Consider the following 25,168-nt stretch of genomic DNA (forward strand, 5'->3'; position numbering starts at 1 on the left):
CAGCCGATCGTATGCGTTGATATTTACACAAAGAACATTCTAAAAGTAAGGGTAACCACATTATGAAATTGACACCTCTCTTTACGGGTTTATTAGCAGTGCTTTCATTGACGATGTCTGCCTCCTCGATGGCCGCTTTGTCTATGGACAAGACGCGTTACATTTTTGAGGGTAATAAAGACGCTATCTCCATCGTGGTGAAAAATGCAGAGAAGAAAACCTATGGCGGGCAGACTTGGATTGAGAATATCAAAGAAACGGATACTCGCCCAACATTCGTGGTGACGCCCCCATTTTTTAAAATCACAGGTGATGGTAAACAAGTGCTGCGTGTGATTAAAGCGCTGGATGAGATGCCAGAAGATAAAGAATCGATTTACTGGGTGAATTTACAAGAAATTCCACCTGTTAATAAAGAAGGCGGATTATCGGTAGCCCTACGGACTAAAGTCAAACTATTGTATCGACCAGCCAATCTGGTAGAGGGACGTAAAAATGCAGAAACAGGTTTGTCGCTCATAAGCAAAGGCGGTAAGCCGGTATTAATGAATACCACTCCGTACATTTTTGCGATTGCAGATGTGTTAGATGCGAAAGAAGTGCCAGTGGCGTTGGATGACATGACCCATAAACAACTAGCAATGTTTGCACCGGGTGAAACCGTGACATTGCCTGTAGGTAGTATGGCGAAAAGTGTGGTGGCACTGGATGACTTAGGGTATGCGGGCACTCATGAGATAAAAGGCACTGGGCCAGTCACCAATTCGACTACCCCGTAACGCTCACAGAAGAACAAAAGGAGCGCTATATGGACTATTTTCGAAAGCTAGACCTATTTTGTCGATGCGGATGGATGGGGGCGTTGTTGTCTCTCATGTTCAGTTCGGTGGTTATGAGTGCAGTGGAGGAAAACATCGAAACGCTGGGGGTGATTAATGGCAGTGTGATGCAGCGTGGTGTGTTGACTGAGCTGAATCCTACTTTATCGGGACGCCCCTTGTTTCGCTATGACGTTGAGGAAACGCAGCCGAGCATTACACAGGTGCTAATTGAGCGCGCCGATTTAGTCTCTGGCTCAAGCCGGGGGGAGAATGACATTGTTTGGGTGCAACACCCCGCTGAGCTGGTGAATGATCCGCGTACCTTGGGGCAATGGCAGTTACCGTTACAGGTGAGCATTGATGGGAAAGTCGTACCCGTAACCGCGCACGCGGATAACCGTGGTGTTACGTTAACTTGGGGGAAACCGGCTCGTGACGTCAAGGTTAACACTGGGGGCCTACCCCGTCTGATGGTACCAACAGTATATCGTGGAGATATTCGGACGGATATCCGAATAGTTGAAGTATTACCGACACCGGGTGAGACGGATCGGCTTCCTGGTAGCGCTAATGAGAAGTAAGTCAACAGGCTGTTTGCTTTCGGGTAGGAGCCAAGCAATAAATTGATTTTTTAACCTATAGGAAGAAAATTATGAAATTATATCGTTTAGGGCTACTTAGTGTAGCACTGACCACGACATTGTTCGGGGGGGCCGCGAATGCGGACGAGATGAGCTCAGGCTCGATTAATCATGACATTAAATTTGGTGGCGTAATTATTGGTGCATTGCCGGAGTGGCACTGGGTTTTACCAACATTAATTACCCGTATTGACTTAGAGCAAGGCGCTGCAACAAATGCGTCTGGCGTGAATACGTGGGACATATTGGAAAATCACAAAAACCCTCTTCATTTACTGGAGGGGTACATGGATGCGACCACACCAGGCATCCCTTTCAATAACCTAAGCCCACTCATTAGTTATGTGCAAGGTGGTGCAACAGTGACCACAACGACGACGGGCGGTTTGGTCACACTTCCTCTGGAAGCAGAGGCAAATGACGGTACTAAAGGCACGTTGAAGCTGACCATCACTCCAGTATTGTTGGCATCCAATGGCGCACCTGCGGGAGGCACTCTGACAGTCCAACCGATGCCGAACCAAATCGCATCACCAGATACAGCAGTGCCGATAATTTATAATGCTGCGTTAACGAAATTAGAAACGAAATTGGGCGATGTTACGGGGGCGACTGGTACGACCTATGTTAACACAGAGCTCAATGGCTCATATTTAGATAATGGACAAGACTCAGCTAACCCTGTTATCGCGGGTTATGCTTCAGGTATCACAGCAGGCGAATTAAGTTTCACAGACGCTATCACGCCGACGATGTGGAAGAGTGTATTCACCGTGCAAGTTGCCTATAACTAAGTCATTTTGGAGAAACAAAAGATGAGAATGTTGATTAAATTATCGACCATAGCGATTGCGATGGGAATGGTAGGCACTGCGGTGGCAGCGACCGCACCGGCAGATGTAGGTGAGGTAACATTATTCGGGGCTTTTACGCAAAATAATCCGAACTGGGTATTTTCCGTGTATGACTACCCCCGTGGGGAAAATCTCAATTTAAACCCAACTGATGCGGATACAACAGCATCTTCGGGTAATGATGTGTATGATTTATCTGCGAATGTATGGGCGCGCGCAGCCATGGCTTATTTACCGATGTCAGTTGAACTTCCAGTAGCGCAATCAGGTGTCCTTCAATCAGGTTTACACGTACCAGTGGAAGTCGCCCTGCTAACTGGCGGCAATGTTATCGTTCCGACGGTAGATCCTACGACGGGGTTTGCAACCATCGAACTGCCAGCAACGGTAGATTCAGGTACAGGAACGTTGACCTTATCAGCTGACCACGCACGTGTAGTTGTGTACAATACGCATAATACGACAACTGGCACGGATACCCTTTCGATTTCTACAGCAGCAGCCCCACTCCCTTTGAGCGAATATATTCCTGGTCAGTCATCCTGCTTCTTGCCTAATGACATTTTGCAGATGGACAGTCCTCTAGGTACCACTGGCATCCCCACCATCAACATAACGGGGAGGCAAAGTGCACCTGTTTTAAGCACGATGATAAATGACGGTTTACAAAGTGCTTTAGCTGATTCACCACAGCCTTGGACGACAATGCAGGCATCGACATGGGCTGGACGATATATTTCATCTAGGTGTACAACAGGACTGGGGATTGGGACTAGTACGAGAGAGACTATTTCCTATGCCCTTATTTACGGAATGGCCCTTAAGCCAGATAGCCTAGTCGTACCCGCGGGGAGCCAGGGTGCATGGAGCGCCAGTATCACCATTTCGATGGCGCAGTTATAAAATTAATTTGGGTGAGCAGGCAATCCTTTAAATTTCATCGTATGAAATAAGGTGCTCACCCACTACTGCTGGGCGGGCTCCTCCCCGTTTTTCATAATTACCTCTTGTCGCGCAGGATTTGGAATGTGAGCTTTGTTTTAATCAATAATTCAGTAAATTTATTGAATTATTGATTAAAACAACAGCAACTTGATTGTACTTTATTTACTGGGTAATCCGTAATCAATTGGCCAAGAGGGCAGAACCCGCTAAGCATGTGTCGGTAGGTTCTTAGCCGAAAGGTGGAATCCCTTTTAAATTGGAACGCTTGAAATGTTAGGATCTGATAATTTGGTCATACAGCTGAACAATTGAATAATTGTCTATTAAAGTGAGCTTGATTTATCTCAGCAGTATATTCTTACAATATGAATGTTTAGCTTAAGGATAACAATGTTTATACTGAGCTAAATTATACACATTGAAGAGATAAGGGATGATATGAAAAGAGTAGGAATTTTGCTCACGGCTTTAGTTGTGTTATCAGGCTGTCAGACTTCTAATTCAACGTTAGTTTACGAATGTAATATTGACCAATCGATTAATCAGATTTCTAGAGATAGAAATGGTTTTTTTGCTTTTCCGACTGCGGCTCCGACAGTTAAAGTGTTTTCTTACAATGGCGCATTCAATATTCGTGATTTTGAAGCCGGTGAATATGCAGGCTATAAACTGGAAAAAAGCCAACAACAACAGCAAATAAAGACCGTTAAAGATTTTAAAGTCATTGTTAATAAAGGTGATTATTACCACGATAGCGGGAAAATTATTGAGATCTTCTCCCCAAAACAAAAAACAATTAGTTTATTTTTAATTGACCAGAAAACAGGGAAAACGGATTCGCTGCAATTTTTAACCGATTGTGAAAAAAAATATATAGAAATAAAAAATCGACCTCAGCATGATGACCATGATTCCTCCCCTGAATATGATAAAAATGACCCTGTTGTTAATGGTTAAGTGTGATTAAGGCATGAACATGATTGTTTAATTTGTATTAACATACAGATTGAATAGAGTATAAAGCAGCCATTTCATAGGGGATATATAATGACTATTTCGGCAAGAAACCAACTTTCAGGTGTTGTTGCATCCATTGGTGTTGGTGCTGTCAATGATGAAATTATTTTGGATTTAGCGAGTGGGGAAAGCATTACTGCGGTTATTACTAAAAATAGTACTGCACAGCTAGGTCTAGAAAAAGGGAAACCTGTAATTGCGGTTATTAAAGCGCCTTGGGTAGTCCTTGTTTCTGATGAGAATGAATATAATTTCTCTGCTCGTAACCAATTTAATGGCATTGTCGAGTCTATTGAAAAGGGCAGTGTGAATTCAGTGGTCAATTTAAGAACAAAAGCAGGTACTTTGTTATCTGCGGTGGTGACAAACAATAGTACCTCTGAGATGGGGTTAATGGTTAATAGCCCTGTGACTGCTATTATTAAAGCATCAAGTATTATTCTTGCAACGAAAAAATAAGTGTTTGATAAACTATTTATCAAAAGATGATTAAGGGGGGTAAATAGAAATGATATTTACCGCCTTTTTTATTTAAGGTAAATGCCATCTAATTCCCAGTGATGTGTCAGTTCCCTTATAATGATTAAAAAAGCAGTAAACGAGGTGTCTGTTGGTAAAGTTGTTGAGTTAATAGGGCTACCATTGATGACATTAACCAACTCGTTAAATGCACTTTCAATCTGCTGGGTAGTTAAAAAATATTCTGTATTACCAGTGTGTTGCCAAATGGCCTTTAGTTTATTATCTCTATTAATCAGAACAGGGTTATTTATAGAGAGTTGCTTTCTAGCAGGAATGACCGTGTTTTCAATTAATTCAATGGCTATTTCTGCTTCATAAGGTGTTATTGGTGAGTGTTGAAATTTAAACCCATTAATACTGTCGCTACCAATAGGTAAGGTAATTTTATTGGATAGAAAAGAGAGATTGGTTTCTTGAGGCGTAATTTCTAATTGAATCGCATTCATTATGAAACCCCCAGTGAATACTGTATGTCTAGTTATGCTACACCGATTATTTTCAACTGTAAAAACATTTAAATATTCTAGATAATATATTTGAGCTTAGTCATTTTAGCCAATTAACAGTAAGTTATAATAAAAAATTAGATATTGATATTTTAATAAAAGGATAGATTTTATGGTGACAATTATATATGCACACCCTTGGAAAGGGAGCTTCTGCCAGTTTTTACTTGATAATATAACCAAAGGGTTAACCGAAAAAAAGAAAGATTATCAGGTAATTGACCTGCATAGAGATAAGTTTAACCCTGTGTTAGCAGAAGAAGAGCTCGCACTTTATTCCACCGGTAACTATATTGATCCTTTAGTTGGAAAATACCAAGAAATGTTGAAAGATAGCTCACAAGTTATTGTCATATTTCCTGTTTGGTGGATGGGAATGCCTGCAATTTTAAAAGGTTTTTTTGATAAAGTAATGCTTAACGGTTTTGCTTGGTATTATAACGAACAGCAGAAAAAATTATTACCTTTGCTAGACATCCCCAAAACTACTGTTGTCACGACATCAGAAGAAGCCACAAAATTTATTATTAAAGAGGGAGACCCTGTTAGTGATGCTATTTTTCATTGTATGACAGCGGTAGGTTTAAAAAATAGTAAATGGATGAATTGTGACTATGTAACCCAGGGAGGAAATGAACACCGCATGGCGTTTATAAATACAGTATTGAACGAAGTTTAATTATTTTAATATTAAATTTATTTATACTTTGATTCTATATAACGTGATTAAGTCTATTATCACGTTATGTTTTAAGGTTACGCCAATTCCGTAATAAAATAAAATATAATTTTGTTTTATTTGTAATTGTTTATCTTTAAGAATAAATAATGAAATTATGTGATAAATTAATTACTTTATCATTCATGATAGGGTGGTTTTATGTCTGAAGTTAGGATCATTGCAACGGTAATAGCAAAAGAAAACGAAGTTGCTTATGTTAGAGCCGCGGCAGAGTCAATTGTTAAGTCGAGCCATCAGGAAGAAGGTTGCCTTCAATATGAATTGCATCAGCTTCATGACAACTCTAATACATTTGTTTTCTTTGAGGTATGGCAGAGTCAAAAAGCCGTTGATAAGCATAATAATACACCGCACTTTAACGAGTTCATTAGTCAGGTAAAAGATAGGGTCGAACTGTTAGATGTGAAATTGATGAGTAAAATTGCCTAGGAGCACTATTATTTGCTATTTATCTTGAAAAGTAACATTTTAATAGTCTCACTGTAACTAAGTTCAGCAGTGTGGATGGCTTCAGGTGTGAATGAGGGAGCTTGATTTTTAGGGGATACTGATAGCGCTTCTCCATGAGTATAATCTATTAGGATATGCCCCCATTTCGTTGCTTCTATTTGAGATAAACCAAGTTTCATTAATTGTTGGGTGAGTATTTCGGTGATCCTTTTGGCTTGTTCTGGAAAAGCATTTGGGGAACTGAAAATAGCTAAGGTGATTTGCGGATAAAGGGTCACTTTTTGCCTGTAATGCAGTAATAGCGACTCGATTTGTTGGTAAAGGTCAGGCAAGTCAGGCAATTGAATATCTTGATAAAGCCTATTGGCAATAGCTTGTATTAAGGCATCTTTATCTGAAAAGTAATGATAGAGCGCCATCGGGTTGACGTTTATCTTTTTGGCCAGCATGCGCATAGATAGGTTATCAACCTTATTATCATCTAACATTTCAATAGCTTTAGTCACTATCAACTCTAAAGAGATAGTTTGCTGGTTAGCTGGCGGGCGGCCAGGCTTTTTATCTTTCACTTTAAAACCTCATATTTAGATTGCACAAAGCCGGAAGGGAAACTGCGTGTATGCAGGTGGTTGAGTAAAATATCGTGATTGAGGTCTCCAAATAATGGGCGCCCGCTCCCAAGTAGAATGGGGAGTTTAGTTATAATTAGGTCGCTAATCATACCCCTTTTTAAAAATGATTGAACCACTTGCCCTCCATCGATATAGACGTGTTGGCATCCTTCTAATTCCAGCATTTTCATCACATTTTCAGGGGATTGATCACTAAAACGAACTTTCCCCACTAAATGTTCAGGCACGGCTTGGTTGGTTAATGTAGAAGAAAGTACGACAACCGGAAGATTGTACACCCAAGGTGTGATATGACTTAGTGTTTCGAAGGTGCCGCTTCCCATCACAATCGCATCTATTTGATTGATAAATTGGTCATAGCCATGATCCTCATTAGAAGTATCAATGCACCCAAGCCAATCTATTTGCCCATCTTTACGTGCGATGTAGCCATCTAAACTAGTGGCAATAAATACATGCCCCGTAATCATATTTGTTCCCCATTGATTAATTATACGGTGTATAATAATTGGTTATATGGTGCAAGTCTAGTGGGTAAAATGCTTTTTAGGGGATGGGCTTAATTGACAAAATTTTTGCTGCTTATAAAATAGCGGAGATTGGTCATTAGACTCGTAAGCGTTTACGTTAACCAACGCATATAACTTTTGGTCACACGAATAGTTATATGCTTATGTGTGCCAGTAACCTTGGAGTTTTTTATGCCAAATCAAAGTCGTAATTATGTATTAGGTATTCCCAAATTACCTGCTCGTGCGATGATCTTTCTAGTTCCTTTCTTTTTATCCCTTGTAATGAGTGGGATCGTTTCCCTTATTAGTACTGTTAGAGCGCTAGGTTTTACTTCGGAAGTTTTCCCATCTTGGGTTAGCTCTTGGGGGATTTCTTGGATGATTGCCTTTCCAACGGTGTTCTTTGTATTACCTATCGCGAGACGAATCTCATTAATGTTAGTTAAATCCTCATAAAAGCATGTGTTTTTTTCATACAGTCAGTTGCTATTATAGAAGGGAAATCAGTAGCGCTAATTTTGAATGGGGTCTTATGTCGATAAAAATTATTGGTTTGTTTTTTATCACTGCACTAGCTGAAATTGCAGGCTGTTATTTCCCTTATCTCTGGATGAAAAAACAGGGAGGGCCTTGGCTATTAATCCCTACAGCCTTAAGTTTGATGCTATTTGTCTGGTTATTGACATTACATCCAGAAGCCAGTGGCCGAATTTATGCATCTTACGGTGGGATATATATTGTCACAGCGTTAGTATGGCTAAAAGTTGTCGATGGGGTCGCACTTTTGGTAACTGACTGGGTTGGGGCTTTCGTTGTGCTTGTTGGCGCCGGTATCATTATTAGTGGCTGGGAGTAAAAAACAGATTATTATTTAGATAAAGTAATATCCCAAAAGAACGTCATTATTATTTCGCAAGTGAGTTCTCAATGAATTCACTTTTTCCATATTTAAACTATAAGCCTGCAAGAACCATAGATAGCCTAGTGCTGTTACCTCAAAAATACAGATAAGGTTGTCGTAAAACTGAGTTTTATTTTTATCTGGTGGCTTATTTATAAGACGGTTATTTTTTTGTTTATTATTATTTAAGTATCTGTGGTGATGTTCGGTATTTTTTATCATTATTGTTTCATATTAGAACAATTAAATATTAGTTTTGTAAAAAGCTAGACTAAGCTTGAGGGTTTTTGTAATTAATTGATTTTAAAGCATGTTAAATGATTCATGCTTATTTTTGTCAATGTTTTTTCCACCAGTTTTATATGGTGATATTTTATTTTTCATGAAATTAAATAAATTTGATTTTTGGTCAGCTGTGATGTAGTTCCTGAATTAATTTTCTTCTATTTTTATTTGTATTTTTTAAAATGCCAATGAAATGTATTTAACTAAAATATTTCAAAAAGTAACATTTGATCTAAGTCAATTTAACAATAATTACTCTATTGGTAGTATTTGTAATTGATGTTTAACTACTCAGTTAATATTAATTAAACTTTTATTTTCACTTTCATTGATTTTAGGCAATATCTAATCATATTAGGCTGCTATTCTCTCACCGATTTATACAAAAAATATAAAGAGGTTAGCAATGAACGTTAGTCGCAGAAAGTTTTTTAAAATCTGCGCTGGCGGGATGGCAGGTACAACTGTAGCTGCGTTAGGTTTTATGCCTGGAATGGCAATAGCTAATGTACGTGAATATAAATTACTACGCTCTAAAGAGACGCGTAACACTTGTACTTACTGTTCTGTCGGTTGTGGATTACTAATATATAGCATGGGCGATGGTGCCATGAATGCTAAGTCCGCGATATTCCATGTGGAAGGTGACTCCGACCACCCTGTAAACCGTGGTGCTTTATGCCCTAAAGGGGCTGGCCTGCTTGACTATATCCAGAGCGAAAATCGTTTACGTTATCCTGAATATAGAGCACCAGGCTCTGATAAATGGCAACGCATTAGCTGGGATGATGCTTTCACACGTATTGCCCGTTTAATGAAAGATGACCGCGATGCAAATTTCATGGAGAAAAACGCTGAGGGAACAACCGTAAACCGTTGGTTATCAACAGGGATGCTTTGTGCATCTGCTGCAAGTAACGAAACAGGAATGTTGACCCAAAAATTCGCGAGATCGCTAGGTATGCTGGCGGTTGATAACCAAGCACGTGTCTGACACGGACCAACGGTAGCAAGTCTTGCTCCAACATTTGGTCGCGGTGCGATGACCAACCACTGGGTTGATATCAAAAATGCCGATGTTGTCGTCGTAATGGGCGGTAACGCTGCGGAAGCACACCCTGTTGGGTTCCGCTGGGCAATTGAAGCGAAAAATAATAACAATGCAACACTGATTGTGATCGACCCGCGTTTTACGCGTACGGCATCAGTGGCAGACCATTATGTTCCGATTCGTTCGGGTACCGATATTACATTCTTATCGGGCGTCTTGTTGTACCTGATTGAAAATAACAAAATAAACGCTGAATACGTTCAAAACTATACTAATGCGTCATTAATTGTTCGAGATGATTTTGACTTTGATGATGGCCTCTTTAGTGGCTATAACGCAGATACACGTAGTTATGATAAAACCAGCTGGAACTACAAATTTGATGAAAATGGTCATGCGTTACGCGATGACACATTACAAGACCCTCGTTGTGTGTGGAATCTGCTTCACAAGCACGTGTCACGCTATACACCTGAAATTGTTGAGCAAATTTGTGGTACATCAAAGGCTGATTTCTTAAAAGTCTGTGAAATCTTAGCAACCACGAGTGCTTCAGATAAAGCAGGGACTTTCTTATACGCCTTAGGTTGGACACAGCATACGGTTGGTGCGCAAAATATTCGTACCATGGCAATGATCCAGTTACTACTTGGTAACATGGGGGTTGCTGGCGGTGGTGTTAATGCCTTACGTGGCCACTCAAATATTCAAGGTTTAACTGATCTAGGGTTATTATCGACCAGTCTGCCCGGCTATTTGACGTTGCCTTCAGAAAAACACCTGAATATTGATAGCTATCTGTCTGCTAATACACCAAAAGCAACCTTACCAAATCAAGTTAACTTTTGGAGTAACTACCCGAAATTCTTCGTCAGTTTAATGAAGTCTTTCTATGGTGATTCTGCACAAGCTGACAACCAATGGGGCTATGATTGGTTACCTAAATGGGACCAAGCTTATGATGTAATGAAGTATTTTGACATGATGAGCCGTAATGAGGTCACGGGTTATATTTGTCAAGGATTTAACCCTGTAGCGTCATTCCCAGATAAAAACAAAGTTGTTAGCTGCCTCAGTAAGTTGAAATATTTGATTGTTGTCGACCCGTTAGTCACTGAAACTGCTAATTTCTGGCAAAACCACGGTGAAATGAATGATGTCGATACAGCTTCGATTCAAACTGAAGTTTTCCGTCTACCATCAACGTGTTTTGCAGAAGAAGATGGCTCTATCGCGAACTCTGGTCGTTGGTTGCAATGGCACTGGCAGGCAGCGGATGCTCCAGGTGAAGCGCGTAATGATGGCCAAATCTTGACAGGAATTTTATACAAAATTCGTGAGTTGTATGAAAAAGAAGGCGGTCAAGGCCAAGATCCTCTGATGCAGATGAAATGGAATTATAAACAGCAATTCCACCCTGAATCAGAAGAAGTGGCAAAAGAAAATAACGGAGTTGCACTGGCTGATCTGTACGATGCCGACGGCAATTTACAAGCGAAAAAAGGTGAACTTCTTAGCTCATTTGCCTTATTACGTGCTGACGGTACAACAGCATCTTCTTGCTGGATATACACGGGCAGTTGGACTGAAAAAGGCAACCAGATGGCGAATCGCGACAATAGTGACCCGTCTGGCATTGGTAACACATTAGGTTGGGCATGGGCGTGGCCGTTGAATCGTCGCGTTATTTATAACCGAGCATCTTGTGATACTAAAGGTAAGCCGTGGAATAAAGACCGTGTGCTAATTGAATGGAATGGCAAAAAATGGGTCGGTAATGATATTCCTGACTTTAATGCATCTGCACCAGAAGTCGGAACAGGTCCATTCATTATGCAACCAGAAGGGTTAGGGCGTTTATTTGCTATCGATAAGATGGCAGAAGGGCCATTCCCTGAGCACTATGAGCCTTTTGAAACGCCTCTTGGTACTAACCCATTACACCCGAATGTGGTTTCTAACCCTGCGGCACGGATCTTTGATGAGGACAAAAAACGTCTTGGCGACCACAAAGACTTCCCTTATGTCGGCACCACTTATCGTTTAACAGAGCACTTCCACACATGGACTAAGCATGCTCGTTTGAATGCGATTGCTCAGCCAGAGCAATTTGTTGAAATCAGCGAAACATTAGCGAAAGCCAAAGGAATTGCGTTAGGCGATAAGGTCAAAGTCAGTAGTAAACGTGGTTTTATCAAAGCCGTTGCGGTGGTAACGCCGAGATTACAAACCCTGATGGTGGACGGTAAACCAATTGAAACCGTTGGGTTACCTATTCACTGGGGTTTTGAAGGGGCTACGCAAAAAGGTTTTATCACCAATACGTTGACGCCATCTGTGGGGGACGCTAACTCTCAAACACCTGAGTATAAAGCGTTTTTAGTTAACATTGAGAAGGCGTAAGGGAGGGAACTATGTCCATGCAATCTCAAGACATTATTAAGCGTTCCGCGACCAATAGTATTACGCCTCCACCACAGGCGCGTGACGATAAATTTGAAGTTTGTAAGCTCATTGATGTGTCATCCTGTATAGGCTGTAAAGCTTGTCAGGTGGCATGTTCTGAATGGAATGATATTCGCGATGAAGTCGGGCATTGCGTTGGGGTTTATGATAACCCAACCGATCTTAGTGCAAAATCGTGGACGGTGATGCGTTTTAGTGAAACAAGCGAAAACGGTAAGCTGGAATGGCTAATCCGTAAAGATGGTTGTATGCACTGTGCAGACCCGGGTTGCCTAAAATCGTGCCCATCTGCGGGAGCGATCATTCAGTATTCAAATGGGATTGTTGATTTCCAATCGGAGCACTGTATTGGTTGTGGCTATTGTATTGCGGGTTGTCCTTTTAATGTACCACGCTTAAATCCTAAAGATAATCGTGTGTATAAATGTACTTTATGTGTTGATAGAGTTTCTGTCGGTCAAGAACCCGCTTGTGTGAAAACTTGCCCAACAGGTGCTATTCGCTTTGGTACGAAGAGGGAAATGCTGGAATACGGCGAAGAGCGTGTCACGAAATTAAAAAATCGAGGATATGCGCAAGCGGGGATTTACGATCCTGAAGGCGTGGGGGGAACTCACGTTGTTTATGTTCTTCATCATGCTGATAAACCGCAACTTTATCATGACTTACCGAAAGACCCACAAATTGATACTCCAATCAATCTGTGGCAGAGCGTCTTGAAACCACTTTCTGTTGCGGGCTTTATAGCCACCTTTGCAGGGTTAATTTTCCACTATGTGGGAATTGGACCGAACAAAGAAGTGAGTGATGATGAGGAGAAAGATGACCATGAGTAAAAAAAGCAAAATGATTGTGCGGACAAAGTTTATTGACCGCGCCTGTCACTGGACTGTTGTCATCAGCTTCTTTTTGGTTGCTTTGTCTGGTATCGCCTTATTTTTCCCAACACTGAAATGGTTGACGGAAACCTTTGGTACTCCACAAATGGGAAGAATTTTACACCCATTCTTTGGTGTACTGATATTCGTCGTATTGATGTTCATGTTTGTTCGTTTTGTGAAATACAATATTCCGGATAAGAAAGACCTTCCATGGATTAAAAATATTGTTGAAGTTCTCAAAGGTAATGAACATGAGGTGGCGGATGTAGGTAAGTATAATGCGGGGCAAAAAATGATGTTCTGGAGTATCATGAGTATGATTTTCGTACTACTGATCACTGGGATTATCATGTGGCGTCCTTATTTTGCTCATCTATTTCCTATGTGGATGGTTCGTTGGAGTATTTTGATCCACGCACTTTCCGCTATTATTCTAATCCACGCGATTCTAATCCATATGTATATGGCATTTTGGGTGAAAGGCTCAATTAATGGCATGATAGAAGGTAAGGTTAGCCGTCGCTGGGCGAGAAAACACCACCCTCGCTGGTATCGTGATGTTGAGGCGAAAGAAGCCAAAGCTGAAGCTGAAGGCAAAAAGTAATTTATTGTTAGATTAAGTCACATCAAGCCATCACTTTGTTTATACATTGTGGTGGCTTTTTTATTGGTTTTACCATGTTATTTATAGTTAAAATTAAATTCATGTAAAACCATTAGGTTGCAAGATGGCGAAATTTTAGTAAGGTAAAAATCGTCATATGACAAAGTGACTTGCCACCAATGATAACGAGAAAATATATGAGTATACAATCTGTTAGGGCATTTTTAGCGCAACATGCCCCCGATATTGACATTATAGAAACTGACACCCCAACAGCAACAGTGCAACAAGCGGCAATAGTACATAATGTTGAAGCAAACCAAATCGCAAAAACACTGTCACTTAAACTTAAAAATGAGGTCGTTTTAGTCGTGTGTGCAGGGGAAGCGCGGCTTGATAACCAAAAAGTAAAACAAGTATTGGGGGCAAAAGCGAGAATGTTACGAGCGGATGAGGTTGTAGACTCCACAAGCCATCCGGTTGGCGGTGTTTGCCCGTTTGGCTTGCCCCGAGACCTAGTTATTTACTGTGATATTTCACTACAACAATATAGCGAAGTGCTACCCGCTGCAGGGTCAGTGAATAGTGCTATACGTATTTCACCAACTCGTCTGTTAGAACTTGTCAAAGCATCATGGGTTGATATTTGCCAGTAATCAATCGTGAGCTGTTATGCGGTAAAGTACATGTTCTTGTAGCCAATGGCCATCAGGTAAGGCTGGGTGATAAAAATTATTTGGTTGTTTTATCATGCCTAGTCTTTTCATTACCAATTCTGATGGTGTATTAGGTACCGCAGTAAATGCAACTAGCTCGGCAATCTGTAATTGTTCGAAAGCTAATTGGATCACCGCTTTTGCCCCTTCAGTTGCCAAGCCTTGATGCCAGAATTCAGGTAATAAACGCCAGCCTATCTCAATGCAGGGAGAAAAAGGCAATGTTTTAGCCGGGGTGTTTAAACCAATAAACCCAATGAATTCATTGGTAGACTTCAATTCAACAGCCCATAACCCCCAGCCGCCTTGTTGGGAAAACTTATCGATGATTGTGGCCAGCATTTCGGTACTTTGCTGCTCGCTTAGCACTGAAGGGAGATAACGCATCACCTCTGGGTGGCTGTTCATCAGTGTAAATGGCAGTTTATCTTTTTCTTGCCACATTCTTAGGAGTAAGCGAGGGGTTTCTAACTCAATAATTTTCATGGTTATTGTGCCACAGGGTTAAGGCGCATATGTAGAATAGGATATGGGTTTCCTTCTCCATCTAATTCAGAACGAGCATATTGTGTAAAACCCATATGCTGATAAAAACCAATGGCTTGAGGGTTTTGTTCGTTAACGTCTAGCTCTGTAATACCCAGAGTGTCAATTGCATATTGCAGTAGCTTTTTCCCCGTACCTTGGCCTCTGTTTTCTGGCGAAATAAACAGCATTTCGAGACGATGCTCATCACAGCCCAGAAAACCAATCATATTGCCTAGGTCATCAAATGTGACAAATACAGCTAAATTAGGTAAGTAAATGTCTTTAATTGCCACTTTTAATTCAGCAATTTTTTCTTCGGGTAAAAAGTGATGTGTGGCTCTAACAGATGACTCCCAAACACGAATAATTTCATTATCGTGTGCACGTGTGGCGGTTTGGACTATCATTATATTTACTCCTTATATTTATGGGGTGATCTTAATTATCCAATATGGTATGTCAATGACCTTTTTAATTTTGGTTAAGGTTGTTTTTGAGATATTTATCGCAGAAAAAAAAGCTAACTAATTCATTATTAGATGAGTCGTAATATTGGGCGTGAAGTCTGGGCGTCTGACTTTTTTATAGGGTACTTTTTCATTTTTTTGATTGGATCTTAGGGGTATATTTAATGAAATATAAATTGCTAACATTCTGTTTATCTGCCGCATTATTCACACCTATCGCGCCAGCGCTAGCCAATACAGACAACCAAACTGATATGGTTTTAGACCAAGTTTTAGTGCTTAGTCGCCATAACTTACGAACACCGATTGTTAACACAGGCGTTCTTACTGAGATTACCGATAAAAAATGGCCTGCTTGGGATGCACATAGCGGTTATCTCACCACCAAAGGTGGGGCTTTAGAAGTGTATATGGGGCATTATTTTCGGGAATGGATAGACCAAAACAAATTATTAGCGGATGAGCTATGCCCAACCAGCAGTGAGGATATTTACCTTTATACTAACAGCCTACAAAGAACCATAGCGACAGCCCAATTTTTCGCTGCGGGTGCTTTCCCCGGTTGTAAAGTGAATATCCACCACCAACCTGAAATTGGTAAAATGGACCCCGTATTTAACCCTATTATTACCAACGGAAGCCCAGAGTTCAAACAAAAAGCACTCTCAGCAATGGATGATTATTTGAATGGTTTATCGCTGAAAGCCGGCTATGAAGAGCTTGATACCGTTTTGAACATTAAAGATTCCCAGAAATGTAAAACGGATAAATTATGTAATTTAAATAGCCAGAAAAATAGTTTTATTATTGAAGAAAATAAAGAGCCAGGGGTTAGCGGTCCATTAAAAATGGCCAATTCAGCTGTAGATGCTATCGACCTGCAATATTATGAAGGTTTCCCTGCTGATGAAGTCGCTTGGGGCATGGTCAATTCGCCAGAAAAATGGCAAAAATTAAACACATTAAAAAATGCTTATCAAGAGACGCTGTTTACACCAAAATTGATTGCTAAGAATGTTGCACACCCAATATTAAATTACATTGATAAAGGTTTTGTGTCAGTTGATAAGGGCGAAACTGCAAAATTTATTTTCTTAGTCGGACACGATTCAAATATTGCGTCGTTGATGTCAGCGATGGATTTTAAACCTTATCAATTACCTCAGCAGTATGAACATACGCCGATTGGTGGGAAATTAGTCTTTCAGCGTTGGACTGATAAACAGGCTAATAAAGATTTTATGAAAGTAGAATATGTTTATCAAACGGCTGACCAACTGAGAGATAATGCTTACTTGTCTCTGCAAACACCACCACAACATGTCACGTTGGAGCTAAAAGGTTGCCCTATTGATAAAAATGGATATTGCTCATGGGAAGACTTCCAAAAAGTCATGGCAATGGCACTAGAGCAATAATGGGTTAATTGCTATGCTAATAGCCCATTCTATTGAGTGGGCTATTGTTTTAATATGATATTTAAATTATGTTCAAAACCGCTAATCAATTTTTCGCTGACTGTATAATATGAGTAATAACTAGGTAACTATGTTGATAGAGTTTCGTAAGTTAAGTCAAATCTGCACCGCAGATATCATTGCATTGAATACCCATCCATTAGTTTTAAAACATATGCCACTGGGTAATAACCAATTTGATGAGGCATTTTGTCGCGATTGGGTTGCTGGCAAAGAGCAACATTGGGGTCAACATGGCTATGGTGTGTGGGCAATCATGATTGATGAGCAATTTGCAGGGTGGGGTGGTTTACAAAATGAAGCCGGTGATGCGGATTTGGCTTTAGTGTTACATCCTGATTTCTGGGGAGCAGGGAAATGCTTGGTGGAGCGCATGATAAATAAAGCATTTACGTCACTTAATGTTGACTCTGTAACGATCCACTTACCTTTAACTCGCTTGAAATTATCAGCAATTTTGCGCTATGGTTTTGTTGAAGAGGCACTCGTAGATTTTGATGGGGTACCCTTCAAGCGTTTTCGCTTAAATAAAAGCTAAGTAAATGACATAAAAAAATCCCTGCTATAAAAGCAGGGAGTGAAAAAAATCACGAAAATGTTTATGAGCCTTTAATGTACCCTAAATAGGTCTTAAATAGTCTGATAAAGTGTATGCCTTTATTGTTTTTTGTAACAATCATTAAAGCTAAACTTTTCATTTGTAAAATGAGCTGACCTAGCTATATATATATTATTAGTCTTTATTATCGGACGACTAATACGCTTGTCTTAGCATAACGCACTACAGATGCGGCATTAGAGCCTAATAAGTAGGTTGACATGCTCGGACGACGTGAACCGAGTAAAATAATATCAGCGTTGATATCTTCAGCAACGGCAATAATTTCATCTTTAACAGAGCCAATAGTCGCTTTTGCATGCACTTTATCTGCAGGAACCGAGAACAATTTAATTTTTTCTTTCAATTCAGCAAGGATAAGCTCAGCTTGTTTTGCATCATCTGGAAAATCACCTGGTAAAATGGTGCCACCATAACGTAAATAGTTAGAGATTGGTGCAGTTACAGCAAGAAAGTGTACCGTCGCATTATTTAATTTCTGTAGCGAATTAACATGGGGTACTAATAGGTTGGTGAGTGCGTCTTCGGTTACATCGATCGGAACTAAAATTGTATTGTACATATATTCTCCTTTTTTCTTTTATATTATAAGTTTAGAACATTATCATATATTTTGATATTGATTATCCATAAATTAATAATAACGAATTTTAAAGTTAAAGGTTGTGAGCAAGTAGTCGCAATACATTTTTTATGGGGAAAAGAAAAAGGAAAAGGCTCGGCACCCTCATTTTGAGTATTGAGTTTGCCAAGCCAGAGGGAGTTCGTGAACAGTATAAATTATTTCTTGTTACAGGCTTCTTTCAACCCTGCTTTACAAGCTTGTGCTAGATAATCCGCGGCGGCTTTTTCATCTATCTCAGTGCCTTCACCATTGTTTAGCATTTTACCAATTTGGTATTGGGCAGGTGGGAACTTTTTATCAGCCGATTTTTTAAACCATTCAAAGGCGGTAATATAGTTTTGCTTTACACCAATACCTTGGTAGTAAAATTGCCCCATATAATTTTGAGCTTCAACGTTACCTTTATTAGCTGATTTTTCAAATAAATCCATCGCTGTTTCAAGGTTTTCCTCAACGCCGTTTCCATTTAAATACATATCGCCCAAAAATAGTTGTGCGTCAGAGTTACCTTTATTTGATGCCATAGTTAGCCATTTTTTGGCTTTTCCATAATCTTGTTTGAGTTCATTACCAAGGTAATAGCCGATGCCAAGCATAACTTGTGCTTTAATATCGCCTTTTTGAGCTTCTTGCTCAATTCTTTTAATTGTCTCTTTAGGGACCGCAGCGACGCTATGGTTTATGGAGAAGGTAAATAAAAGAATAAGTGAGAGAATTCTAAGCATAATTTTATATCTTATATGTGTAATGTTCATTTTTATTATCAAAAAGCGATGGTAATCTGTATCTTTTATTGCTGAAAGTTAACAATGCGAAACATCTTTTTAAAGAAAAACCTAGGCTACTACCAATAATACAATAAAGTTAAACTCAATGGATATACGCATTTTTTAGGTAATGAATATCTCTGGATACTCTACGACTATAACTAAAAAATATCAATATCTAATGGTAATTACAACTTATTGGAGTATAAAAACAAGGTCTTTTAGTAACGTGATGTGTTTATTGTAACAAGATACTAATAGTAATTAAATTGTCTTAATAAGTATGTTTTGACTTAGATGCTAGTAATATATTGTATATATTAGAAGTGGGGAAAGAGGTTAAGTTTATTAAACATATTTAGATTATTATGCCAGAAAGCTGTTATTTTTAACTTAAAAATAGACACTGACAATAATTAAAAGTATTCGAAAGTAATTAACACATAATGAGTGACATATGCGGTATTAAAAAGGCGTAAATAAAAGTAGGTACATCTACGCCTTTTAGCGAAAGAAAAACAAGCCTTTCTTCACGAGGTTAAAAGGTTATTCCCCAAATAGTGGGGTAGGCTTACCGTTGTCATCAATAGCGACGAAATTAAACTGGCCATGGATCACTTCTTCACGACCTTCAGAATACATATCTTCTAAAAAGATAGAGACATTGACTGTTAGACTGGTTCTACCAACTCGAATGACTTTGCCAACGAGTTCTACAATGGTTCCCGAAGGAATTGGATGGGTAAAGTTGATTTTTTCTGTTGAAACGGTGACAAGGCGTTTACGACTAAAACGCGTAGCAGTAATAAAGGAAACTTCATCCATCCAAGCGAGTGCAGTACCGCCAAACAAAGTACTATGGTGGTTAGTGGTGGTTGGGAACACGACTTTAGAGACGCGGGAAATTGATTGTTCAATTTTTTGTGCGATGACATCATCAGCAATGGAACTCATGGTTCAGCCTTACAGTTGTTACTTAGTGTATAAATAATGTTAAAAGGTAAGTGTAATACTCATTACAAATAAATTCATCTGTAAATGTGAGGTGAATCGTTCCAGTGACGGTTTTTTTGTTAATGAGAAAAATAATAAGGAAATCTTAAAGACCTATTATTTTATTAATATGTCTTTAAGATTATTGTGAGGTGGGTAACCTCTAATTATCTGAATATTCGGCACTCATACGAATAGCCTTTGCTTTATCCCCGCTTTTGACACAGGAAACAAGAAAAGCTTTCGATTCAGACCAAATGGTGGCTGAAAATTCGCCATCAATATCTTTTTCGATGGTAACTGGGTATGTTTTTACACCGTCGAGCCACTCTATCAGCCCTGATTTGCAGGTAGGAAAGTCATCTTTTGCGATTGAACCATCTAAAGAAGGTACCAATATAGACGGTTTATTATTTGCAGCAATCAGACTTTCTAGCTGTTCAACCGTATAATTTTTTTCACTAAATGCGACAGTACTGACCAGTGCAATAGCTATCCCTAATATTAACTTATTCATAATCACTCCATTTGAATTAAGTCTAGAATGTTAGTGAATAGAATTAGAATAGGCAACAAGAAAACCCTTAAAAAATATAAGGGTTTTCTTGGGGGATAATTAAATATTAGCTAAATCTGTACAGGCTAAATGGCTTAACATCTAACATAGGTTCTTTGCCGAGTAACAGGTCGGCTGTGATTTCTGACGAAACTGGGCTTTCTGTCATACCCCAGCCTGTTGCCGTATTAATTACCAGACCTGGGTACTCTTTGACTTGAGAAATGATAGGGTGCTCATCCGGCGCGATAGCCATTGCACCACTCCATTGGTCAATAAGTTTAGAATCTTTAAAGGCTGGGAATTCAGTTTTTAGTTTCTCAAATGAAGCATTTAATTCTGGTAAGTCTGGTAATGCAGTCATATTTCTGTGTTTTTCGAATGGTGAAACTTCATCCAATCTCCAGCTTGTTGGCTCTGTGAATGAATTAATCAATTGTTCATTCAAGGAAATATGAACAGGGAAATCAGGCATAGATAACAGAGGGATATATTTATAACCGTACACGAAAGAATCTTTAACAACAGGGGCAACGATCACTCGAGGTGACGTTGCGTAGGTGCCATCGGCTTGTTCACGGAAGAAAATATTACCCGGTAAAGCGACGTTACCACCAGGAGCTGTTGCGGAGCCAGAGATCAACTGCTGTGATTGATATGCAGGTAGGGTTGGGACATCAACACCTAGATTTTGCATAAATAGTCTAGACCAAACTCCGCCAGCAACAACAACACGGGAAGTTTTGATTGCCCCTTTTTCAGTCACAACATCAGAAATGACCCCAGCTTGTGTTTCTAAGCCACGCGCTGCACAGTTGGTGTAAATTTTAACCCCAATCTTTTTCGCATAATCAGCCATAACAAAAGCGGCTATTTCTGCATCTAGGCTACCAGAGTCTTCTTCAAAGCCAGCTATTTTCCAGTCTGATTGTGCGCCTTTCAAACGTTGATTTAACTCAGCGCCTTCAATGATACGTGTTTTGAAAGGAATATCTGAACCAACGTTTTTATTTCTACTGTCGATCCACTCTCTGACGTTAACTAAGTCTTCTTCATCGAGGGGAACTTCAACGCGACCTTGTGTGCGATAGCTGGTATCTGCGCCGACTTTAGCATTCATTTCTCTCCAACGTTGTTTAGCAATGTGATGGAGTAAGAATGTTTCATCAGGCATTTTATAGGTAATCACTTGGCCGTAGAAGCGTGAAGACTGCTCCCCAGCGATATTCCCTTTTTCAACTACCACAACATTTAAACCGCGCTCAACAAGGTTTATGGCGGTCATAATTCCTAGAATTCCAGCACCAATAACAACTACGTCAGCCTGCTGCGGTAACGCGCCTTCTGTTCCTTCTACAAAACCATATCTTGGTTTACCGGGAACAAACCTACCCTCACGAGTTAACATTGGAGTTAAAATTCCAGCACCAGCAGCAACGGTAACAACTGCACCACCGATAAGAAATTTTCTTCTAGTAATAGCCATCTTATTGAGTTCCTTGTATTGAATGAGTTTTAACAATTAATCAATGCTTCAATTAGTAATACTTATAATTGTAATTATATTTTTAATAATAATTATAAGTGTAAACTAATTTAATGAATAATTAAAACTATTAATTAAATGTTAAAAAATATTTAATTGTTTATTGCAAGGAGGTGGGGAGCCGATACTTTGTACATCCATTGAGGATGTTATCGGCGAGTTGACTGGATAAAAGGAAAAATAAAATGATTTTTAATTTGTTGATTTATAGGTTAAATATGGATTTTTCCTGTTAGGAATAAAGTGGCTTTACCTGTTAATCTCACGCGATTAGCCGTGAGTTCACAAAGCATAACACCACCTCGCGCTGAAAGTTGTTTACCAACTAACTGCAATTTATTTAACCGATTAGCCCACAATGGTGCTATTGCACAATGTGAGGTACCCGTTACTGGGTCCTCATTGACCCCTTTTGCAGGAGCAAAATAACGAGAAACGAAGTCATAACCCTGTTCAGCACTTTTAGCTGTAATAACTAATCCAGGTAGTGGAAGCTGCGATAATTTGAACAAATTAGGTTGGCAGGATTGGACTTGTTCCTCGTTTTCAAGGAAACATAAGTAACGGTCTTTTGCTATCCAAAGCTCTTGAAGTTCCACACCAAGGATCTCCTCTAATTGTGGATATTGCGTAGGTTCACTTTGTATAGAACTTAGGGCTGGGAAATCGAGGGTAAATCCTCGAGAGCTTGGTGTGATAGTTAATTCCCCTGAAAGAGACGTCAATGTGAGAGGGTTATTATTTTGTTTTAATACCTCGTTAAGTACAAAAGCGGCGGCCAATGTTGCATGACCACATAATTTAACTTCAACTTTTGGTGTAAACCAGCGGATATGGTGCCCGACTAAAAAAGCGGTTTCTGATAAATTAATTTCGGCTGCAATTGCAATTAACTTTTCATCCGGTAACCAGTCATCAAGTAAAACAATAGCGGCGGGGTTACCGTGAAAAAGCGTATCAGTAAAGGCATCAACATAATAAATTGGCAATGAAAGGCTCATTTTAGGCTTCCCTAATGGGCGAAAAGAGGATGAAAGAAAGGCAGTATAGCGTCTATTTTATTAAAAAATAATAAGCTAATTATGGTGAATGGTATTATAACGTGAGAAACCCGTTAGCTCTGTTAGCTAACGGGATTTGGTGATTAATACTTGTGATTAAGCATTAGCTTCGTTTTTATCGGCATTTTTCAACATTTTTCTGACAGGGATAATCAGTGCAGCTAAAACAATGGCACAGATCACCAGCGCAATAGAAACATGAGAGAATAACTCAGGCATAGAATCTAATTGGTCTTTGCGGATATTACCGCCCATGATACCAGCAGCAAGGTTACCTAATGCACTAGCACAGAACCATAAGCCCATGACTTGCCCACGCATTTTTTGTGGCGCTAATAGTGTCATTGTCGCAAGCCCAATAGGGCTTAAGCATAATTCACCCAATGTAAGCAGTAAAATGCTCGCTACTAACCAAAATGGGGATACACCGCTTTGAGTGGCGAGAACTTGGTTTGCGGCTACCATCATGATAGCAAAGCCAGCAGCAGCAAATAAAATACCAATCACAAATTTAGTCATGCTGCTTGGGTTCATGTTGCGTTTAGCTAACGAAGGCCAAAACCAACTAAATACCGGTGCTAACAGAATGATAAATAACGCGTTAATTGATTGGAACCAAATAGTAGGGATTTCGAAACTGCCCATTTGGCGGTCAGTATAGTCACGAGCAAAAATATTAAAAGAGGTTGGTTTTTGCTCAAATGCTGACCAGAAGAAGGCCGCTGCGACCAGTAAAATTAAACAGGCAATTAGGCGAGAACGTTCGCTGCTGTTTAAGCCCCCAAAGAAAAACATAAATAAGAAATAGAGACCCACACAAGCGGAAATTACATAAGCCGAGCTTTTGGCTATCATTGAAGCATTAAATGGGATCGTTCCGTTGTTGATTAATACGACAAGAATAGCCAACAGCACCATCGATAATGTAACCCACTTACCGACATTTTTGCGTTGAACAGTAGGGCGGTTCCATGTGGAATCGAGGCCGACTTCTTTATCATAACGGCGCATTTGTGGAATAGCGTAGAAGCGGAAGATAAGCAAAGCAATTAACATACCTACGCCACCAAGGCCAAAACCTATGTGCCAGCCATACTTTTCATGTAATGGGCCTATGATTAATGGGGCTATGAATGAACCCATGTTAATCCCCATATAAAATAGAGAGAAACCGCCATCACGGCGTGTATCTTCTTTCTTATATAAGGTACCGACCATAACGGTAATGCAGGTTTTAAATAACCCGGTTCCCAAGACAATCAGTAATAAGCCTACGAAAAAGAAAGTATTGGTTAAAAAGGCGGACATTGCGATGGATAAGTGCCCAAATGCAATAATTAATGAGCCATACCATACCGCACGACGTTGCCCTAGCCAGTTATCAGCTAACCAGCCACCGGGTAATGACGTGATGTATACACCGCCAGCAAAAATCCCGACGATAGCGGAAGCTTGTTCAATGGGTAATTCCATTCCGCCTTGTAATAATGCCGCACTCATAAACAGGATAAGTAACGGACGAACACCATAAAAAGAAAAACGTTCCCACATTTCTGTGAGGAAAAGCGAACTCAATGGGTATGGATGCCCAAAAAAAGTTTTTGTTTTAGTCGCAGAATTATTCATCTGTGAACTCCCATAAATTATCTCTTGAGAGGTTGTGCATGATTTAAAACACCAAGCCGAGCGCTTGAGTGTCAATTATTATTGATATGTTAACTTTCAGTTCGGAAACATATTTTTAACATACATTATTATAGAATCGCCTATATACAGAATGAATTTATAGTAAAAGGCCATATTTTAAGGTGAAAATTCGATATAACTCTCATTTTTCACGATAAGGTAGGGGAAGATACAGGATTTTTGTTGACAATAAAAGAAAGATTTTTGAATCGATTAAGTTGTTTAAAAACAATTGGTTATATTATTTCTGGTTAGATTTTCACTCGGTAAGTCAGTAAAGCTTAGAAATCATCGGG

At 39.6% G+C, this 25,168-nt stretch carries 28 protein-coding genes; 16 read left to right on the top strand and 12 right to left on the bottom strand.

Features of this window, described 5'->3' with window-relative positions; genetic code table 11:
* Positions 1-62: 62 nt before the first annotated feature.
* The 6 genes from P3L56_RS07385 to P3L56_RS07410 all read left to right on the top strand — a co-directional run bounded on the left by P3L56_RS07385 (position 63) and on the right by P3L56_RS07410 (position 4,737).
* A complete protein-coding gene (locus P3L56_RS07385; protein WP_198861280.1) occupies positions 63-779 on the top strand; it encodes a fimbria/pilus periplasmic chaperone in 717 nt (238 codons plus the stop codon).
* A 29-nt stretch (positions 780-808) separates the two neighbouring features.
* A complete protein-coding gene (locus P3L56_RS07390; protein ID WP_210855649.1) occupies positions 809-1,402 on the top strand; it encodes a DUF5462 family protein in 594 nt (197 codons plus the stop codon).
* 71 nt (positions 1,403-1,473) lie between these two features.
* Positions 1,474-2,256, top strand: coding sequence for a hypothetical protein (locus P3L56_RS07395; RefSeq protein ID WP_210831776.1), 783 nt, complete (start codon positions 1,474-1,476; stop codon positions 2,254-2,256).
* A gap of 21 nt (positions 2,257-2,277) precedes the next feature.
* A complete protein-coding gene (locus P3L56_RS07400; RefSeq protein WP_198861283.1) occupies positions 2,278-3,219 on the top strand; it encodes a hypothetical protein in 942 nt (313 codons plus the stop codon).
* Between the two features lie 480 nt (positions 3,220-3,699).
* Positions 3,700-4,218 carry a hypothetical protein gene (locus P3L56_RS07405; protein ID WP_048606642.1) on the top strand — a complete coding sequence of 173 codons (519 nt, stop codon included), beginning with the start codon at positions 3,700-3,702 and terminating at the stop codon, positions 4,216-4,218.
* Between the two features lie 90 nt (positions 4,219-4,308).
* On the top strand, positions 4,309-4,737 hold the full coding sequence (locus P3L56_RS07410) for a molybdopterin-binding protein (RefSeq protein WP_131680695.1): 429 nt from the start codon (positions 4,309-4,311) through the stop codon (positions 4,735-4,737).
* Positions 4,738-4,805: 68 nt separating this feature from the next.
* Here the strand turns inward: P3L56_RS07410 and P3L56_RS07415 are convergent, their stop codons facing one another.
* Positions 4,806-5,246, bottom strand: a complete 441-nt coding sequence (locus tag P3L56_RS07415) for a hypothetical protein (protein ID WP_208325144.1) — start codon at positions 5,244-5,246, stop codon at positions 4,806-4,808.
* Positions 5,247-5,418: 172 nt separating this feature from the next.
* Here P3L56_RS07415 and P3L56_RS07420 point away from each other — a divergent pair, with 172 nt between their 5' ends.
* Both P3L56_RS07420 and P3L56_RS07425 read left to right on the top strand, forming a co-directional pair.
* The gene (locus tag P3L56_RS07420; protein WP_210831777.1) at positions 5,419-5,985 is read left to right on the top strand and encodes an NAD(P)H-dependent oxidoreductase; all 567 of its coding nucleotides are present in this window, start codon (positions 5,419-5,421) and stop codon (positions 5,983-5,985) included.
* A 201-nt stretch (positions 5,986-6,186) separates the two neighbouring features.
* The gene (locus tag P3L56_RS07425) at positions 6,187-6,477 is read left to right on the top strand and encodes a putative quinol monooxygenase (protein ID WP_042848009.1); all 291 of its coding nucleotides are present in this window, start codon (positions 6,187-6,189) and stop codon (positions 6,475-6,477) included.
* An 8-nt stretch (positions 6,478-6,485) separates the two neighbouring features.
* On the opposite strand, the gene P3L56_RS07430 is transcribed toward P3L56_RS07425, so the two are convergent.
* Together P3L56_RS07430 and P3L56_RS07435 are read right to left on the bottom strand one after the other, a co-directional pair.
* Complete coding sequence (locus P3L56_RS07430) at positions 6,486-7,067, bottom strand: TetR/AcrR family transcriptional regulator (RefSeq protein ID WP_052219432.1); 582 nt, start codon at positions 7,065-7,067, stop codon at positions 6,486-6,488.
* Positions 7,064-7,600 (bottom strand): dihydrofolate reductase family protein, encoded by a 537-nt coding sequence (locus tag P3L56_RS07435; RefSeq protein ID WP_042848007.1) that lies wholly within the window; start codon positions 7,598-7,600, stop codon positions 7,064-7,066. Before P3L56_RS07435 ends, P3L56_RS07430 begins: the two co-directional genes overlap by 4 nt.
* A gap of 231 nt (positions 7,601-7,831) precedes the next feature.
* Between P3L56_RS07435 and P3L56_RS07440 the strand changes: the two genes are divergently transcribed.
* The 6 genes from P3L56_RS07440 (at position 7,832) to P3L56_RS07465 (ending at position 14,486) form a co-directional block, all read left to right on the top strand.
* Complete coding sequence (locus P3L56_RS07440) at positions 7,832-8,098, top strand: DUF2798 domain-containing protein (RefSeq protein WP_042848005.1); 267 nt, start codon at positions 7,832-7,834, stop codon at positions 8,096-8,098.
* 76 nt (positions 8,099-8,174) lie between these two features.
* Positions 8,175-8,498 carry a YnfA family protein gene (locus tag P3L56_RS07445; protein ID WP_131680692.1) on the top strand — a complete coding sequence of 108 codons (324 nt, stop codon included), beginning with the start codon at positions 8,175-8,177 and terminating at the stop codon, positions 8,496-8,498.
* Between the two features lie 736 nt (positions 8,499-9,234).
* Positions 9,235-12,282, top strand: coding sequence for a formate dehydrogenase-N subunit alpha (gene fdnG, locus P3L56_RS07450; protein WP_198861285.1), 3,048 nt, complete (start codon positions 9,235-9,237; stop codon positions 12,280-12,282).
* An 11-nt stretch (positions 12,283-12,293) separates the two neighbouring features.
* The gene (gene fdxH, locus P3L56_RS07455) at positions 12,294-13,181 is read left to right on the top strand and encodes a formate dehydrogenase subunit beta (protein ID WP_164975524.1); all 888 of its coding nucleotides are present in this window, start codon (positions 12,294-12,296) and stop codon (positions 13,179-13,181) included.
* On the top strand, positions 13,174-13,830 hold the full coding sequence (gene fdnI, locus P3L56_RS07460; protein ID WP_198861286.1) for a formate dehydrogenase-N subunit gamma: 657 nt from the start codon (positions 13,174-13,176) through the stop codon (positions 13,828-13,830). The genes fdxH and fdnI overlap by 8 nt, the downstream gene beginning before the upstream one ends.
* A 197-nt stretch (positions 13,831-14,027) precedes the next feature.
* Positions 14,028-14,486, top strand: coding sequence for a YbaK/EbsC family protein (locus P3L56_RS07465; protein WP_042847995.1), 459 nt, complete (start codon positions 14,028-14,030; stop codon positions 14,484-14,486).
* Here P3L56_RS07465 and P3L56_RS07470 read toward each other — a convergent pair whose 3' ends face one another.
* Positions 14,487-15,032, bottom strand: a complete 546-nt coding sequence (locus tag P3L56_RS07470; RefSeq protein WP_198861287.1) for a GNAT family N-acetyltransferase — start codon at positions 15,030-15,032, stop codon at positions 14,487-14,489.
* 2 nt (positions 15,033-15,034) lie between these two features.
* On the bottom strand, positions 15,035-15,481 hold the full coding sequence (locus P3L56_RS07475; protein WP_042847992.1) for a GNAT family N-acetyltransferase: 447 nt from the start codon (positions 15,479-15,481) through the stop codon (positions 15,035-15,037).
* A gap of 224 nt (positions 15,482-15,705) precedes the next feature.
* Between P3L56_RS07475 and agp the strand changes: the two genes are divergently transcribed.
* Together agp and P3L56_RS07485 are read left to right on the top strand one after the other, a co-directional pair.
* Positions 15,706-16,959 carry a bifunctional glucose-1-phosphatase/inositol phosphatase gene (gene agp, locus P3L56_RS07480; RefSeq protein ID WP_042847990.1) on the top strand — a complete coding sequence of 418 codons (1,254 nt, stop codon included), beginning with the start codon at positions 15,706-15,708 and terminating at the stop codon, positions 16,957-16,959.
* A gap of 130 nt (positions 16,960-17,089) precedes the next feature.
* Complete coding sequence (locus tag P3L56_RS07485) at positions 17,090-17,557, top strand: GNAT family N-acetyltransferase (protein ID WP_042847989.1); 468 nt, start codon at positions 17,090-17,092, stop codon at positions 17,555-17,557.
* A 205-nt stretch (positions 17,558-17,762) separates the two neighbouring features.
* On the opposite strand, the gene P3L56_RS07490 is transcribed toward P3L56_RS07485, so the two are convergent.
* The 7 genes from P3L56_RS07490 to P3L56_RS07520 all read right to left on the bottom strand — a co-directional run bounded on the left by P3L56_RS07490 (position 17,763) and on the right by P3L56_RS07520 (position 24,812).
* A complete protein-coding gene (locus tag P3L56_RS07490) occupies positions 17,763-18,200 on the bottom strand; it encodes a universal stress protein (protein WP_042847987.1) in 438 nt (145 codons plus the stop codon).
* Between the two features lie 218 nt (positions 18,201-18,418).
* Entirely contained in the window at positions 18,419-18,988 is a 570-nt protein-coding gene (locus P3L56_RS07495; RefSeq protein WP_042847984.1) for a tetratricopeptide repeat protein, read from the bottom strand.
* 588 nt (positions 18,989-19,576) lie between these two features.
* Positions 19,577-19,984 (bottom strand): acyl-CoA thioesterase, encoded by a 408-nt coding sequence (locus P3L56_RS07500; protein WP_042847983.1) that lies wholly within the window; start codon positions 19,982-19,984, stop codon positions 19,577-19,579.
* 202 nt (positions 19,985-20,186) lie between these two features.
* Positions 20,187-20,540 (bottom strand): hypothetical protein, encoded by a 354-nt coding sequence (locus P3L56_RS07505; RefSeq protein ID WP_042847982.1) that lies wholly within the window; start codon positions 20,538-20,540, stop codon positions 20,187-20,189.
* A gap of 106 nt (positions 20,541-20,646) precedes the next feature.
* Positions 20,647-22,065, bottom strand: coding sequence for an NAD(P)/FAD-dependent oxidoreductase (locus P3L56_RS07510; RefSeq protein WP_042847981.1), 1,419 nt, complete (start codon positions 22,063-22,065; stop codon positions 20,647-20,649).
* Between the two features lie 272 nt (positions 22,066-22,337).
* Positions 22,338-23,126, bottom strand: a complete 789-nt coding sequence (locus P3L56_RS07515; RefSeq protein WP_129466689.1) for a PhzF family phenazine biosynthesis protein — start codon at positions 23,124-23,126, stop codon at positions 22,338-22,340.
* A gap of 156 nt (positions 23,127-23,282) precedes the next feature.
* The gene (locus P3L56_RS07520) at positions 23,283-24,812 is read right to left on the bottom strand and encodes a peptide MFS transporter (RefSeq protein ID WP_198861288.1); all 1,530 of its coding nucleotides are present in this window, start codon (positions 24,810-24,812) and stop codon (positions 23,283-23,285) included.
* Positions 24,813-25,168: the final 356 nt, after the last annotated feature.

The organism is Providencia sp. PROV024, assembly GCF_032709665.1.
Taxonomy (GTDB): Bacteria; Pseudomonadota; Gammaproteobacteria; order Enterobacterales; family Enterobacteriaceae; genus Providencia; species Providencia huashanensis.